The sequence below is a fragment of the Kosakonia sp. PSU_27 genome, assembly GCF_039409795.1.
Lineage (GTDB): Bacteria > Pseudomonadota > Gammaproteobacteria > Enterobacterales > Enterobacteriaceae > Kosakonia.
This window is the reverse complement of the sequence record NZ_JBCIVK010000009.1, coordinates 68103-82782: the sequence shown is the minus strand read 5'-3', so window position 1 is coordinate 82782 and position 14680 is coordinate 68103. Positions and strand designations below refer to the sequence as shown.

Here is a 14680-nt window from a genome sequence, read left to right as displayed (position 1 = left end):
TCTTCCGCTCGGAAATATAAAACATTATTCAACTCGGATGGTACTGATGCATCTGCGCTCCTCATGCTTTCGTATTCTCATAGGGTTTATTTCTGTTGTATCGTTGACGGCATCGGCGAAAGATAATGAATTTTATTTTGACGCGTCCTTGTTAAGGGGAAGTGGGTTATCTAATGAAGATCTCCTGCGCTTAAATAAGGATGAATTAATTACGCCGGGCCGACATTCTCTCGATATTTATCTTAATGGGAAATTTACTACCCACCGCGAGATTGAATTTTCCCGCCGCGGTAAAAAAATCGAACCGTGTCTACCCCATGATTTATTAACAACGTTGGGTTTTAATGCGTTGTCTGACGACGCTGCGCCATCCTGTTATTGGCCAGATGATAAGGTATTGAACGGTATCACCCGTAAAGATGACATGGCGCAATTGCGGATGGATTTCACCGCGCCGCAGGCGTTATTGAAATCGGTTCCCCGTGGCAGCGTAAGCGAAGCAAGCCTCAGCGCCGGGGAAAGCATGTTATTTCTCAACTACATGGCTAACCAGTATCATGTTAAGTCGCGCCAGGGTAATACCGACGGCATGGATTCAACCTGGCTGAGTTTCAATGGCGGTATTAATTTGGGGCTATGGCGTTATCGCCAGCAATCCAATTTTAGTTACAGCAAATATAGCGGCAGCCGCTGGAGCACCAGCCGCCGTTATATCCAGCGTGCGATTTATCCGTTACGCAGTGAAGTCTTGATCGGCGAAGGCTACACCAACGGGCAATTCTTCTCCGGCATGAGTTTTCGCGGCTTCCAGATCTCATCGGATACGCGAATGCTGCCGAATTCCCAGCGAGGCTATGCGCCCGTCGTGCGTGGGATTGCCAAAACCAATGCCAAAGTGACCATCCTGCAAGGCAAAACCACGCTATACGAAACCACGGTTGCCCCCGGTCCGTTCACCATAAATGATCTCTATCCCACCAACTTTGCCGGGGATTTAACCGTTGTTGTCAGCGAGGCCGACGGCAGTGAAAACACCTTTAGCGTGCCTTTCTCCGCGCTGGCTGAATCCATGCGTTCAGGCGCTTCTGATTACGTTTTCACCGTGGGGCGAGCGCGCGACGTTGGTGATAACAATGTCTTTAGCGAAGCGGTCTGGCGTCAGGGGCTGACCAACGCGCTCACCCTCAACCTCGGCAATCAGCTTGCCGCGGGTTATATGAGCTATTCATTGGGGGCGGTTTACAGCAGCGTGGTCGGGGCATTTGGTCTGAACAGTATGTTCTCACGAGCGAATATGGGCAGCGAAGGTAACAAGAGCGGCTGGACGCTGCGCGCGAACTACAGCAAATTTATTCCGCGTACCGGCACCTCATTTACGCTGGCGGGTTATAGGTATTCAACGGAAGGTTATTCTGAACTTTATGACGCCCTGGGTTCGCGTGAAGCGCGCAATCATGGGCAAAAATGGCAGTCATTAAGCTGGAAACAACGCAGCCGCATTGAGATTTCCGCCGGTCAGCGCATTGGCATGCTAGGGGATATCACCCTCTCTGCATCATCCCAGGATTACCGTGACGGTAAAAAGCGCGACAAACAACTTCAGTTCAACTGGAGCAAAACCTTCAACCATGGCATCTCGCTGAATCTGGGGGTTGCGAGGACGTATAACGTCGTGCCTGGCATGAACAGTACCCCATGGCAAAACAACGGTAACGAACATACGATTTTCCTGCGTGATCGCATTCAGACCATGTGGTCGCTCTCTGTTTCCGTGCCGCTTGGCAATACACGCTATGCCCCGATTTTGTCGGCCAGCGCGAACCGATCAAACAGTAGTAATAGCCGCGATGGTGGCTATCAATCGACGCTGAGCGGGGTGTATGGCGAGAAGAACCCACTGAACTACAACCTGAATTACTCGACCGATAGCAAAGGTGAGCAATCTGTTTGGGGGGGCGGACTCCAGCGCAGTTTCCCGTATGCCAATACGGGTCTTTCATGGTCCTCCTCGAAAAATTACTGGCAAGTTTCAGGCTCGCTTCAGGGTGCCCTGGTGGCGCATAGAGGTGGCGTGACGCTCGGTCACTGGGTGGGAGACAGTTTTGTGTTGGTTGATGCACCTGGCGCCAAAGGTGCGGAAGTGATTGGTGGGCAGGGTGCGCGTATTGATTCCTTTGGTTATGCGATTGCGCCGTCGCTGGGGGCTTATCAGTTCAATAACATCGGTCTCGATCCCCGCAATATGAGCGAAGATGTGGAACTGCAAACGTCACTCCAGCGTGTTGCACCTTATGCGGGCGCGACGGTGCGGGTTCGTTTTAACACGCTGAGCGGCCAGGCCATGCTTATCACCGCGCAGCCGCAGCACAATACACCGATCCCCATGGGTTCCTCTGTCTATGACAGCTACGGCAATTACGTCGGCATGGTCGGTCAGGCTAATCAAATTTACCTGCGTTCGAGTGACGATAACGGAACGTTGCGCGTTCAGTGGGGAAATAACGCTCAGGAAATCTGCCATATCTCGTGGCGTATTACGCCGCCACGCAAACCTCTGCTTCTGATGAGCTTGCCATGTCGTTAAGCAACGGAGTTTTTATGCCATTTATACGCATCATTTTGCTGAATATTCTTTTATTAACCAGTTTGTCCGCGAACGCGCTGTGTAAAAAAGGCCCGGATTTTGTCCGTACCGAATTAGATGACTATGGCCTTGGCCTGGCGATGGGAACTATTAACGTTTCCAGCCTTGAAATCCAACCGATAGGTTCCCCTCTGGGCTCCAATATCGTGACGTTCTCGCAGAACCCGCGTTACAAAGGCCCGGATAGCGTGTTGTGGGTGTGCGATATTGCAGATAAAGACAATATCTTCGAAATCATCGCCACTAACGGCGACGATCGTAACAGCGGTTTTTATGATTTAGGGAAAGACGATGGTTTTCCCAACTACTTCGGCACGCTGTTTGCGCATGTTGCGTTACGGTTGACGCATCTGAATTCAGGCACGGTGTTTACGCGCCAATATCAGCGTATCCCGATGAAAAATTACCTGGTCTCACCGGATGGTACGCAGATCTATATTCGGGTTAAAGATTTTAGCCCTATCCGCGCGGATCTGATTCGGGTGAGCGGGACAACCTCTACAGGTGCGCCCTTTAATTATTGCGGTCGTGCGTCGCAATTAACCTCCGGCAGTTATAGCTGCAACCAGCCCAACGGTTATGTCTCTTTTTGCTCGCCGGGCAGCCCAGATGCGTACTGTGATTCTGGAGATTCTGCTTACACCTTTGATGGCTGGTATTTAGATAACTGGATGGCCATTAATATGGGCATTTCTACGGGTCACCCCGCCAACCTGGTATCGATACCCACCTGTGTGGCGAAAAGCGTCACGCCGGTGGTGTTTTTCCCCACGATTTCCGTGAGCGATCTGAATAACGGCCAAACCGCTCAGAGCAACTTTAACGTGCACATTCTCTGTGAAGGTCAGTCGACAAGCGGTGAAACACAGGGGATGACGGCAATGGGACTGCAAGTGCCCTATGAAAGTTATCTGACTGCGCAGCAGCTTAATCTGGTGAATGCGTCAGGCGGTGTGAGCCATCTGCTTTCCGAAAAATATGGTCAACCGGGTTACGCCAGCGGAGTGGGAGTTCAGATAGCCAACAGCAATGACGGTGTGCTGCGTAATTTTATTGGCTGGTCTCGCTGCCAGGCCGCAACCTGCCAACCCGGCGGCAATGGCGGCTGGTACCCGGTGCGTGATGGCGCGACGCAAGTGACGAATAACGGCTCAACCGCGATCAATGAATATGTGGTGAATTTCAATGCTTATCTGACGCGTATCGCGGGCGAAACGGTCACGGCGGGTAAGGTTGATGCCAGTGCCGAAGTGCTGGTGAAAGTCCAATGAGAACCCGACTTGCCATCGCGCTGCTCACTGCTTTGTTGATGTCCGCCTTTTCCACCCGCGCCGGGCTTATCGCCGCCTCGACGCGGGTGATTTTTAACGAAGGACAGACCCAGCAAAGCCTGATGCTGGTCAACACCAACAGCTGGCCGGTGATGGTGCAAACCTGGGTCGATAACGGCGACGCGGATGTCGATGCGCCCGCCCGCTTTAAAGCGCCGTTTGTGGCGGTTCCGACGCTGTTTTCACTCGAACCCAAAGGGATGCAAGGGTTGCGGCTGTTGTATAACCAGCAAATGCTGCCAAAGGATCGGGAGTCGGTTTTTTGGCTCAACCTTTATGAGATGCCGCCAAAATCATCCACCTCAGCGCCAGACGCACGCAGCGTGATCCTGACGATGAACACACAAATGAAAATCTTCTGGCGGCCAAAAGGGCTTGGCGCGCCGGTGGATATGGCGAAAAAAATCCGTTTCAGTGTGGCAAACAGCGGTAAAAGCATGGAAATTGTCTGCCATAACGCCTCGCCGTGGCATGTCTCATTTGCCGGATTATCGTTACTCCACGGCGAAAAAACCTACGCCGTGGAGCAGCAGCCGGACATGATGGTGGCGCCCTACGGCGAGAAGCGATACACCGTGGTTGCAAAAGACCTGCAGCCCACGGTTTTACCGCTGCGTATCCAGGCCAAATTGATTGATGATAGCGGCCGGGTTGCCGAACAGACATTTCCCGTTCGTTAATCCCCCTCCGTTGCGAAGGGGGCTAACCGCTTACTCCTGGTAGAACACTTCTTTTAATTCCGCGCTGACCGGGCTGTTGTCCGGGTTAGCGGGCATTACATCACGCATATATTTCCACCAGCGCTGGCACACTTCCGTATTCGCGACCGCGTTCCAGCGCGCTTCCGATTCAATCTCAACGGTGGCGAACAACAGGTTGCGCTGTTTATCGAGAAAAATGGCGTAATGGTGCGCCCCGCCTGCTTTCAGCGCCGCTTCCAGTTCCGGCCAGATCGGGTTGTGGCGGCGTTCATACTCTTCGTGTGCATCGGGATTTACCTGCATCACAAAGGCTTTACGGATCATAATGCCTCCAGATAAAGCTCGCGGACTTCGTCCCGGCTGGCGGTTCGCGGGTTGCACGGTGCGCACGGATCGGCGAGCGCTTTATCCAGCCAGCCTTCGATATCCGCTTTGGTAACGCCGAGTTTGCTGAAACCAGAAGGAATACCGACGCGCGCACTCAGGGCGCGGATCGCATTGATGGCTTCCATGCTGGCGGTTTCATCGCTCATTCCTTTGGTGTCGACACCCATCGCCTGCGCCACGCGGGCAAAACGGGCGACGGCGTTCGGGCGGTTAAAGTTTTCGATGACTGGCAACAAGATGGCATTGCATACGCCGTGCGGTAAATTGTGCGTGGCACCCGGCTGGTGCGCTAACGCATGAACCAGACCAAGCCCGGCGCTGTTAAAAGCCATGCCGGCAAGATACTGGCCGTACGCCATTTGCTCACGCGCTTCGAGGTTGTGGCCGTCATCAACCGCCTTTGGCAGCCACAGGTTAATTAAGCGAATCGCTTCCAGCGCGTTGGCGTCGGTCAACGGGTGCGCACCCACCGAGACATACGCTTCAACGGCGTGGGTCAGCGCATCCATGCCGGTTGCGGCGGTAACAGAAGCGGGGATCTCCAGCATCACGCTGGCATCATCGACGGCGATATCAGGAATAATGTTCGGGTCGATAATCACTTCTTTCACCTGCCGCGCGGAATCAATGATCACCGCGTTACTGGTCATCTCCGCCGCCGTACCGGCGGTGGTATTGATGGCGACCAGCGGCACACCGGGGTTTTTCACTTTGCCGACGCCGGAATAGGCGGTCGACGGGCCAGGGTTAGCGGTGAGGATTTTCACCCCTTTGGCGGTATCGATCGGGCTGCCGCCGCCGAAGGCGATAATGTAATCGCAGGCGGCGTTTTGATACGCCGCATAGCCTTGTTGTACCAGCGCTTCCGTTGGGTTCGGGAACACGTCATCAAACAGGTGATATGGCATGTGATGCGCTTTCAGCGCGGCAAACAGGCTGTCCAGCAGACCCAGTTTGACCAGTTGCCCGTCGGTGACAATCAGCGCTTTTCCCCACTGTTTGTTCGCCACCATTTTGACCATATCGCCGATAGCGCCCGCGCCATGCAGGCTGATTTTGGGTAGTGCTAACATAAAGCTCATACATAACTCCTTTATTTTCTTTGATTTTTACCGGCGACGAAACGCCCTGTCGCCGGAGGGATTCATAAACGCCTGCGCTGCATCATGCGGCGGGTGATGATCGGCAGCGAAATCACCACAATCAGCATCGCGCCGACGATAATCGACATCACAATGCCCGGCACATTGAGCAGGCTCAGGCCAAAGGTCACCAGCCCCATCAGGAAGGCGGCGATAATCACGCCGACCATGCTGCCGGAACCGCCAAGAATGTTGACGCCGCCGAGCACCGCCATCGTCACCACTGAAAGCTCCCAGCCCAGCGCAATCGTCGGGCGCGTGCTGCCCAAACGCGATGTCAGCAGCACCGAGGCCAGACCCGCCATCAGCCCCACCAGCGCGAAGAGGATCAGGTTGTGGCGTTTCACATTGATGCCGGAATACCACGCGCCGGTCGGGTTATTGCCGATGGCGTACGTGCGGCGGCCAAAGTTGGTTTTGTGCAGCAGAAAAGCGAACAGCAACGCCAGCACGATGAACAAGGCAAACTCAAACGACAGTGCGCCCCACACGTAGCCCTGACCAAACCACGCAAAACTCGCAGGCCAGGTGTTAAGTGCCTGATCGCCGAGCAGAATGTAAGTAATGCCGCGATACAGGCTCATGGTGCCGATGGTGATCACAATTGAAGAGAGGTTAAAGCGAGTCACCAGAATGCCGTTGAACACTCCGCACAGCAGCCCAACGCTCAAGCCGACGCACACCAGCAGCGGCGTATCCATACCCGCCTGGGCGCAAAAGCCCATCGCCGTTGAGCTGAGCGCGATGGTGGCGGCGACAGAGAGGTCAATTTCGCGGGCAATGATCAGCATCGCCATTGGCAACACGATGATCGCTTTTTCGGTGAAGTTGAATGTCGCGTCGGAAAGATTCCAGATGTTGAGAAAATAGGGCGATGCAAGGGCGTTCACCACAAACACTGCCAGCGTCACCGCCAGTAAAAACCCTTCCCAGCACAACAAGCGCTTAAAGAACGGTGTCGCGGCAGGGGTATTTTTCACGGGCTCAGAAGTCAATATTTTGCTCATGGTTTCACCGCCTGTTTTTGTCGTGCCAGCGCCGCGTCACGCAGGATCAGGCGGCCTTTGCGTTTGTTACCGCGCTCGTTGAGCAGTACCGCAATCACAATCACCGTGCCGGAAATCGCCATCTGCCAGAACGGCGAAATGCCAATTACCGGCAGTGCGTTATTGATAACGCCGAGGAATAGCGCGCCGAATAAACAGCCGAGCACGCGCCCGGTGCCGCCCATGGTGCTGATGCCGCCAATCACACAGGCGGCAACCACTTGCAGTTCGAACCCGTTAGCCACGTCGACATAGGCCACGGCAAAACGCGAGATCCACAAGTAGCCGCAAAAGCCCGCCAGTGCGCCAGAAAGGCAGAAGCTGACAAACTGCATCTTTCCGGCGTTGATACCGGTGTAATACGCCGCCGTGGCGTTGCCGCCCGCGGTATAGAGCGCTCGTCCGGTGCGGCTGTAACGCAGGAAGTAGCCCACCAGCAGCAATATGGCGATGGCGCACCAGCTCAGTACCGGCAAACCCAGCACTGAAGTTCGCGGCAGGCCGAGAAAATCCGCGCCCATCTGGTTCGAGTTCACCCAGCCGCCGCCGGAGAGCAAAAAGATAATCCCGCGATAAATACTCATGGTGCCAAGCGTGACGACAATTGCCGGGATACCGAGTTTCCATACCAGCAGGCCATTGATGATGCCCATCACCAGTCCGAGTACCGTTGCCAGTAGCAGCAACGACCAGACAGGCACATCCGGGTGATGGAAATTAATCAGCGCGACAATCATGCCGGTCAGCGCCAGGTTGGCGGCCATCGACAGGTCGATACCTTTGGTGAGCAGCACCATCATTTGCCCGAGGGCGAGAATGATCAGAATGGCGGTGTCGTTGAACATCTCCACCAGGTTGCCAGGGCTGATAAACGAGGGGACACGGCTGCCGATGATAAGCACCAGTAGCACAATCACGCCGCCGAGCAACGCTTCGCGATGTTTAAGCAGTTGTTGCCACATTATGCTGCCTCCTTCCCGGCACCGCTGGCGGCGCTGACGATGGTTTCCGCCGTCGCTTCACCGGCCTGGTACTCGGCGACCATCAGCCCTTCGTGCATGACGATCACCCGATCGGCCATGCCCATCACTTCCGGCAATTCAGAAGAGACCATAATCACAGCCAGACCGTGGGCTACCAGTTCCGACATAAACTGGTGTACGGCGGCTTTCGAACCGATATCGATGCCTTTTGTTGGTTCATCGAGGATGATCACGTCCGGATGGGTGGCGAGCCATTTGCCGATCACCACTTTTTGCTGATTGCCGCCGGAGAGGGTTTCCACCGCCTGCTTCCAGCTAAAGGCTTTCACCTGCAAACGGCGGGCGTACTCATCCGCCAGCGCCCACTCTTTGGCCTCGTTAAGCACGCCGTTGCTATTGAGTTTGCTGAGCTGCGGCAGGCTGATGTTCTGGGCAATCGACAGCTCAATGATCGCGCCCTGTTTTTGCCGCTCTTCCGGTACGCAAACAATCCCGGCGTTGATAGCGTCCGCAGGCTGGCGGAAATGCACCGTTCGCCCGTTAAGGATGATCTCGCCAGAAGAGGGGCGCGACACGCCGGAAAGTGCCTGCATCAGTTCCGTGCGCCCGGCACCCACCAGGCCGTAAAAGCCGAGGATTTCGCCTTTGCGCAGCGAAAAGTTGATATGGGCAAATTCCGTGGGATGGCATAAATCGCGCACTTCCAGCACGGTTTCGCCGGGTGTGCAGGCCACTTTCGGCCAGCTCTGGTTAATGGCGCGCCCGACCATCATCGCCACCATCCGCTCTTCGGTGATGTCATTGATGGCGCCGGAATCGACATACACTCCGTCGCGCAAAATGGTGTAGTGATCCGCCAGCTCAAAAATTTCATCAAACTTGTGCGAGATAAACAGGATCGCTTTGCCTTCCTGCTTCAGACGTTCAACGATTTGGTAGAACTCCAGGATCTCATGCTGCGAGAGCGCGGCGGTCGGTTCGTCCAGAATCACCACCTGCGCTTCAAAGGAGAGCGCACGGGCAATCGCCACCATGTGGCGCTGGGCGATACTCAATGTTTTCAGCGTCGCGCGCGGATCAATTTGCACCTCCAGTCGGGTGAGGATCGCCTGTGCTTGCTGGTGCATGGCGGGCCAGTCGAGTTTTTTCAACAGCCCTTTATACAGATACTGCCCAACGAAGATATTTTCGGTGACCGATAACTCGTCAAACAGCACTGTTTCCTGGTGAATAGCGGTGATCCCTACTTTATGCGCCGACTCGGGCGTGGGGAGCGAAATGGGGATCGCTTTGTAGAGTATTTCGCCCTCTTCAGGCTGGTAAATACCGGTCATCACTTTGACCAGCGTGGATTTGCCCGCGCCGTTTTCACCGATCAACGCGGTGACTTTGCCGGGCCAGAGATCGAGCTGTACGTTCTCAAGGGCGCGCACACCGGGAAAAACTTTGGTGATGCCCTTGAGCGACAGCAGAGGAGTGGATGCCGTCATGATAGTTCTCCAGTTTTTGCCCTCTCCCGCAAAAGAGGGCAGGAAGGGATCAGAAAATCTTCGAGAACTTATCAATGTTGCTGGCATCGTAGACAAACGGCTCAGCCATCGCGCCGTTACCGTCGGCGTCGAGTTTCACCTTGCCGAGTTTGCCCATGCTGGCTTCGTCTTTGGTCGCCGTGCCTTTCACCAGATCATCCGCTAAATAGGTGGCGGCATAACCGAGGTCGATCGGGTTCCAGATGGCGAAACTTTTGCTCGCGCCGGACTTGATCGCGCCCGCCATTTCAGACGGCAGCCCTAAACCGGTGACATACACTTTGCCAATCTTGCCCTGGTCTTTTACCGCTTGCGCCGCCGCGACAATGCCGACCGACGATGGCGAAACAATCACTTTCAGGTCCGGATACGATTTCAGCAGGCCGACCGCTTCGCGGTAGCTCTTATCGGAGAGATCGTCGCCATAAGCGACAGTCACCAGGTTAATCGACGGGTACTTCGGCAATACCTTTTTCATCTCCGCAATCCAGATATTCTGGTTGGTGGAGGTGGGCGTGGCGCTAAGAATCGCCACATCGCCTTTTTCAACATTCAGCGCTTTTAGCGCATCGGCGGCCAGTTTGACGTTGGTTTCGCCAATCAGCGCGTTATTCGAGGGGTTGAGGTGGATCTGGCGTCCGGCTTTCGCCACGCCGGAATCCCATGACACCACTTTAATGCCGCGCTGCATCGCTTTTTTCAGCACCGGCACCACGGCATCGGGATCGTTGGCGGAGATGGCGATCGCATCCACCCCCTGGGCGATCAACCCGTTAAGCACTTCGATCTGCGCTTCGGCCGTGGTGGTGGTCGGGCCGGTGTAGATCACTTTGACATCTCCTAGCTCTTTGGCTGCCTCCTGTGCGCCGGTGTTTGCTGCTTCAAAAAAGCCATTACCTAAAGATTTCGCCACGAGGGCGATTTTTACTTCAGCTAAAGCGGAACCGGACAACGCCAGCATGGCAACGGTGAGGATTAAGCTTGCTTTTGTTTTCATTGCTTTTACTCCACGAGAGTTAGTGTTTGTAGGGCTTGCAGGTGAGGATTCGCCCCGTCTCAGTGAGCGGGGCGCGATGTTGTTATGGGTACAGATCTAATGCCGATTGCAGCGGCGTCACGCCAAAGCGTTTACCCAGCGCAATCAACTCTTGCTGCGTGATGGTCTGTTTCATACCGCCCATCGAATAGATTTTTACCAGCACCTCGGCGGATTTCTCGGCGGTGTCGATCAGACCAAACGCTTCATCCAGCGTCGGGCCGCTACCGAACACGCCGTGGAAAGGCCACAGCACCAGCGAATGTTTCTGCATATCTTTGGCGGTCGCCTGGCCGATTTCATCCGTGCCTGGCACCATCCACGGCAGAATGCCAACGCCATCCGGGAACACCACCAGACACTCGGTACTGCCTTCCCACAGTTTGCGGGTAATCAAATCGGCGGAGTTTTCCAGCACGTAGGTCAGCGCAATCAGATTGGTGGCATGGCAGTGCATGATCACGCGGTCTTTCCCGCCGGTGGCTTTGATGCGTTCGCAGTGCGACAAAAAGTGCGCCGGTAGCTCTGACGTCGGAACCGCTTCATGTTCCAGTCCCCACAGAATGTGGTAACCCGCGCCGTCGCTGTCGACTTTCACTACGCCTAAATTTGCTGCCGGATCGAGCTGCACGTTACGGAAAAATTTGCCGGAGCCGGTGACGATAAACGGCGTGTTAGCCAGCAGCGGCATCGGCTGGCTGAGGGCGATATAGCGTGGTTTCTGGTGAAAATCAGCGGCGAACGATGTGATGTCCGCCTCATCCAGGCGCAGCGTCAGGTTGCCGCCGTTGCGTTCATCCCAGCCTTTCAGCCAGGCGTCCGAGGTGGCTTTGATCATCCCCTGGACGAACCAGGAATCGGTAATGGTCTGCATAGTCTTCTGTTTCCCGTTTATTGCCCGGTAGCGCTGCGCTTACCGGGCTGATGAATGCGCAGCGATTAGCCACGTTTGCTTAATACGTCTTTCTCATAGGCCCGCACGCTTTCCAGCCACTGGCTACCGGCTGGCGTATCGTGGCGCTGGCAGTACATTTCCCACACCGCCTGCCACGGCAGGGATTTCTGCTCTTCGAGCAGCGCCAGGCGCGCGGTGTAATCACCGTCCGCTTCCAGTTTGCGCAGTTGCTCAACCGGCTCGAGCAGCGCCCGCAGCAGCGCTTTTTTCATGTTGCGCGTACCAATCACCCACGCGGCGATGCGGTTGATGGAGGCGTCGAAGAAGTCGAGCCCGATATGGACGCGATCGAACAGTTTGTGGCGGATAATTTCGCTGGCGATAGCCTGGGTTTCGTCATCCAGCAGCACCACGTGGTCGCTGTCCCAGCGTACCGGGCGGCTGACATGCAGCAGCAGACGCGGCACATAGAGCATGGCGGCGGAGATTTTGTCGGAGATAACCTCCGTTGGGTGGAAGTGTCCGGCATCGAGGCACAGCGCGGTCTGGCGGCTGGTGGCGTAACCCATATAGAACTCGTTGGAGCCGACGGTGTAGCTCTCAGCGCCGATGCCGAATAACTTACTTTCCACGGCGTCGATATGGTGCGCCGGGTTCAGTTTTTCGCTGATCACCTCATCCAGCGCATTGAGCAGGCGCTGGCGCGGCGCAAGACGGTCAACGGTGACATCTTTCATGCCGTCCGGGATCCAGATATTCATTACCGACGGTGTACCCAGTTGTTCGCCAAAATAAGCGGAAACGCGGCGGCTGGCTTTCACGTGGTCGATCCAGAACTGACGGATCTCGTCGTTAGCGTGGGAAAGCGTGAAGCCATCGGCGCTCAGCGGGTGCGAGAAGCAGGACGGGTTGAAGTCCAGACCCAGATTGTTGGCTTTTGCCCACTGCACCCAGTTTTTGAAGTGCTCGGGTTTGATTTCATTTCGCGCGACCGGCGTTTCGGCTTCGTGATAAATCGCATGCAGGTTCAGGCGTTTCGGACCTGGGATCAGGCTCAGCGCTTGTTCCAGATCGGCGCGTAATTCCGTGGCGTTGCGCGCTTTGCCCGGATAATTGCCGGTAGCCTGAATGCCGCCGGTCAGGCTGCCTTCCGGGTTTTCGAAACCGGCAACGTCATCGCCCTGCCAGCAGTGCATGGAAACCGGCAGCCTGTCGAGCTGGCGCAGCGCCTCCTCGACATCAATCCCCACAGCGGCGAAACGCTGTTTAGCAATGTCCCAGGCTTGTTCAAGTTGAGTGGTCATGCGCAAAGCTCCTTTGTCTGTCGTTTTTGCTGAAAGCGCGCGACATAGCGGGCGATTTCATTATCAGGATTAGGGGTAAACGTAATCAGTGAGTGGTTAGCTGTGACCAGCTGGCGAAAGTCATCGACGTTGCTTAACTCATCCAGCGTCATCAGTTGCACGCCAATATTGCCCAGCGTCGAGGCTTCCACCGGCCCGGCGACCACCGGCAGCCCGCAGGCATCGGCGCAGAGCTGGTTCAGTAACTGGTTCTGGCAGCCGCCGCCGACAATATGCAGGCGGGTAAACGGCTTACCACGCAGGAAAGCCAGTTCGCTCAGCACATCGGCATACAACAGCGCGAGGCTATCGAAGATGCAGCGCGCCAGTTCGGCGGCGTTTTGCGGTACGGGTTGACCCGCATCCCGGCAGGCGGCCTGGATTTCGGCGCTCATGTTGTCCGGGTTGATAAAGCGATCGTCGTTCGGGTTAATCACGCAGCGGCAGTTAGGGAGCTGCTCAGTGAGGGCGATTAACGCCGGCAAATCGGTGATGTTTTGCTCTTTCAGCACGCGTTGCAGCAGCCACAACCCCATGATGTTTTTCAGCACCCGGTAACGGCCTTCGGCACCGCCTTCGTTGGTGATATTGGCGGCGAGCGCCTCATCGCTGGTGTGTGGGGTTTTGCTCTCAAAACCCATCAGTGACCAGGTGCCGGAAGAGAGATACGCCGCGTCGGGATTTTCCAGCGGTGCGGCGATAACCGCGCTGGCGGTATCGTGGCTGGCGACAGCGACGACCGGAATGGCATTCCCCTGCGGGCAGATCCAGTTGCCGATAACGTTGCCTGGATGGGTTGGCGTGCCAAACCAGCGAGCCGGAACGCCTGCCCAGTTCAGCAGGGATTCATCCCAGTTATCGGTGTTGATATTGACCAGTTGTGTGGTGGTGGCGTTGGTGTATTCCCAGTTGAGATTGCCGGTCAGGCGGTAGCTGAAGTAATCCGGGATCAGTAGTGCGTGGTCGGCCTGTTCCAGCAGGTGCGGTTGCTGTTCTGCCAGTGCGCGCAACTGGTACAGAGTGTTGAAGGGTAAAAACTGAATACCGCTGCGGCGATAGATATCGGCTTTGCCGGGGTTTTGCAGCGCGCGGTGCATCACGCCATCGGTGCGATTATCGCGGTAGGCAATCGGCAGCCCGACGCGCTGGCCTTCACGATTAACCAGAATGTAATCGACGCCCCAGGTATCAATGCCGATGCTGTCTGGCTGTATGCCTTCGGCGCACACCTTATTCAGACCGAGGCGGATTTCGGCTTCCAGACTGTCGATATCCCAGCAATCAAAGCCGTCCACTTTTTGCAGACAGTTTACAAAACGGTGCATTTCGCGAAGCGAAAGCGTGCGGTTCTGGCGGTCGTAGCGCGCCAGCATGACGCGTCCGCTGGAGGCGCCTAAATCAACCGCAACACAATGGCGAAAAGTCATGATCGGGTCCTTCTTAGAGTCATTGCGGACAGTCTAAAAAGGGCGCGGCAGTCGTACCTTCTTGCTACTGACAGTGGCGATTTCGCGCTGGCAAGAAAGCAAAGATGAACGTGAGAGAGTTCACAGTTTCCAGTAATCGCGAGGTTTTCAGCCATTGTGACCCTCACCACATTTCCCGATCTTTCCGGCCATTTCTTGAAAAAACGGCAGGCTATG

Annotated in this window: 12 protein-coding genes; 3 read left to right on the top strand and 9 right to left on the bottom strand. The window is 55.6% G+C overall.

Annotated features, from left to right (window positions below; all coding sequences use genetic code 11):
- The first annotated feature begins 37 nt into the window (after window positions 1-37).
- From AAIG26_RS21270 to AAIG26_RS21260, 3 genes are read left to right on the top strand one after another with little or no spacing between them, the layout of a single operon-like run.
- Window positions 38-2584, top strand: a complete 2547-nt coding sequence (locus AAIG26_RS21270; RefSeq protein WP_343181414.1) for a fimbria/pilus outer membrane usher protein — start codon at window positions 38-40, stop codon at window positions 2582-2584.
- 14 nt (window positions 2585-2598) lie between these two features.
- A complete protein-coding gene (locus tag AAIG26_RS21265) occupies window positions 2599-3915 on the top strand; it encodes a fimbrial protein (RefSeq protein WP_343181413.1) in 1317 nt (438 codons plus the stop codon).
- Entirely contained in the window at window positions 3912-4655 is a 744-nt protein-coding gene (locus AAIG26_RS21260) for a molecular chaperone (RefSeq protein ID WP_343181411.1), read from the top strand. The genes AAIG26_RS21265 and AAIG26_RS21260 overlap by 4 nt, the downstream gene beginning before the upstream one ends.
- Before the next feature lie 30 nt (window positions 4656-4685).
- On the opposite strand, the gene rhaM is transcribed toward AAIG26_RS21260, so the two are convergent.
- The 9 genes from rhaM to rhaB form a co-directional block, all read right to left on the bottom strand.
- On the bottom strand, window positions 4686-5000 hold the full coding sequence (gene rhaM / locus AAIG26_RS21255) for an L-rhamnose mutarotase (RefSeq protein WP_343181409.1): 315 nt from the start codon (window positions 4998-5000) through the stop codon (window positions 4686-4688).
- Window positions 4997-6145, bottom strand: a complete 1149-nt coding sequence (fucO, locus tag AAIG26_RS21250; protein WP_020455912.1) for a lactaldehyde reductase — start codon at window positions 6143-6145, stop codon at window positions 4997-4999. The genes rhaM and fucO overlap by 4 nt, the downstream gene beginning before the upstream one ends.
- A 62-nt stretch (window positions 6146-6207) precedes the next feature.
- A complete protein-coding gene (locus AAIG26_RS21245) occupies window positions 6208-7212 on the bottom strand; it encodes an ABC transporter permease (protein WP_045512375.1) in 1005 nt (334 codons plus the stop codon).
- Window positions 7209-8213 (bottom strand): ABC transporter permease, encoded by a 1005-nt coding sequence (locus tag AAIG26_RS21240; protein WP_020455914.1) that lies wholly within the window; start codon window positions 8211-8213, stop codon window positions 7209-7211. Before AAIG26_RS21240 ends, AAIG26_RS21245 begins: the two co-directional genes overlap by 4 nt.
- A complete protein-coding gene (locus AAIG26_RS21235; RefSeq protein WP_045512373.1) occupies window positions 8213-9724 on the bottom strand; it encodes a sugar ABC transporter ATP-binding protein in 1512 nt (503 codons plus the stop codon). The genes AAIG26_RS21240 and AAIG26_RS21235 overlap by 1 nt, the downstream gene beginning before the upstream one ends.
- Before the next feature lie 49 nt (window positions 9725-9773).
- A complete protein-coding gene (rhaS, locus tag AAIG26_RS21230; protein ID WP_020455916.1) occupies window positions 9774-10760 on the bottom strand; it encodes a rhamnose ABC transporter substrate-binding protein in 987 nt (328 codons plus the stop codon).
- Between the two features lie 82 nt (window positions 10761-10842).
- A complete protein-coding gene (gene rhaD, locus AAIG26_RS21225) occupies window positions 10843-11673 on the bottom strand; it encodes a rhamnulose-1-phosphate aldolase (RefSeq protein WP_020455917.1) in 831 nt (276 codons plus the stop codon).
- A 65-nt stretch (window positions 11674-11738) separates the two neighbouring features.
- Window positions 11739-12998, bottom strand: a complete 1260-nt coding sequence (gene rhaA, locus AAIG26_RS21220) for an L-rhamnose isomerase (protein ID WP_097407369.1) — start codon at window positions 12996-12998, stop codon at window positions 11739-11741.
- A complete protein-coding gene (gene rhaB / locus AAIG26_RS21215) occupies window positions 12995-14464 on the bottom strand; it encodes a rhamnulokinase (RefSeq protein ID WP_343181407.1) in 1470 nt (489 codons plus the stop codon). The genes rhaA and rhaB overlap by 4 nt, the downstream gene beginning before the upstream one ends.
- Window positions 14465-14680: the final 216 nt, after the last annotated feature.

Excerpts from the sequence above, each read along its gene's own strand:
- AAIG26_RS21245 (WP_045512375.1), bottom strand. The coding sequence starts at position 7,212 with ATGAGCAAAATATTGACTTCTGAGCCCGTGAAAAATACCCCTGCCGCG.
- fucO (WP_020455912.1), bottom strand. The coding sequence starts at position 6,145 with ATGAGCTTTATGTTAGCACTACCCAAAATCAGCCTGCATGGCGCGGGC.
- AAIG26_RS21270 (WP_343181414.1), top strand. The coding sequence starts at position 38 with ATGGTACTGATGCATCTGCGCTCCTCATGCTTTCGTATTCTCATAGGG.
- AAIG26_RS21265 (WP_343181413.1), top strand. The coding sequence starts at position 2,599 with ATGCCATTTATACGCATCATTTTGCTGAATATTCTTTTATTAACCAGT.
- AAIG26_RS21260 (WP_343181411.1), top strand. The coding sequence starts at position 3,912 with ATGAGAACCCGACTTGCCATCGCGCTGCTCACTGCTTTGTTGATGTCC.
- AAIG26_RS21235 (WP_045512373.1), bottom strand. The coding sequence starts at position 9,724 with ATGACGGCATCCACTCCTCTGCTGTCGCTCAAGGGCATCACCAAAGTT.
- AAIG26_RS21240 (WP_020455914.1), bottom strand. The coding sequence starts at position 8,213 with ATGTGGCAACAACTGCTTAAACATCGCGAAGCGTTGCTCGGCGGCGTG.
- rhaD (WP_020455917.1), bottom strand. The coding sequence starts at position 11,673 with ATGCAGACCATTACCGATTCCTGGTTCGTCCAGGGGATGATCAAAGCC.
- rhaS (WP_020455916.1), bottom strand. The coding sequence starts at position 10,760 with ATGAAAACAAAAGCAAGCTTAATCCTCACCGTTGCCATGCTGGCGTTG.
- rhaB (WP_343181407.1), bottom strand. The coding sequence starts at position 14,464 with ATGACTTTTCGCCATTGTGTTGCGGTTGATTTAGGCGCCTCCAGCGGA.
- rhaA (WP_097407369.1), bottom strand. The coding sequence starts at position 12,998 with ATGACCACTCAACTTGAACAAGCCTGGGACATTGCTAAACAGCGTTTC.
- rhaM (WP_343181409.1), bottom strand. The coding sequence starts at position 5,000 with ATGATCCGTAAAGCCTTTGTGATGCAGGTAAATCCCGATGCACACGAA.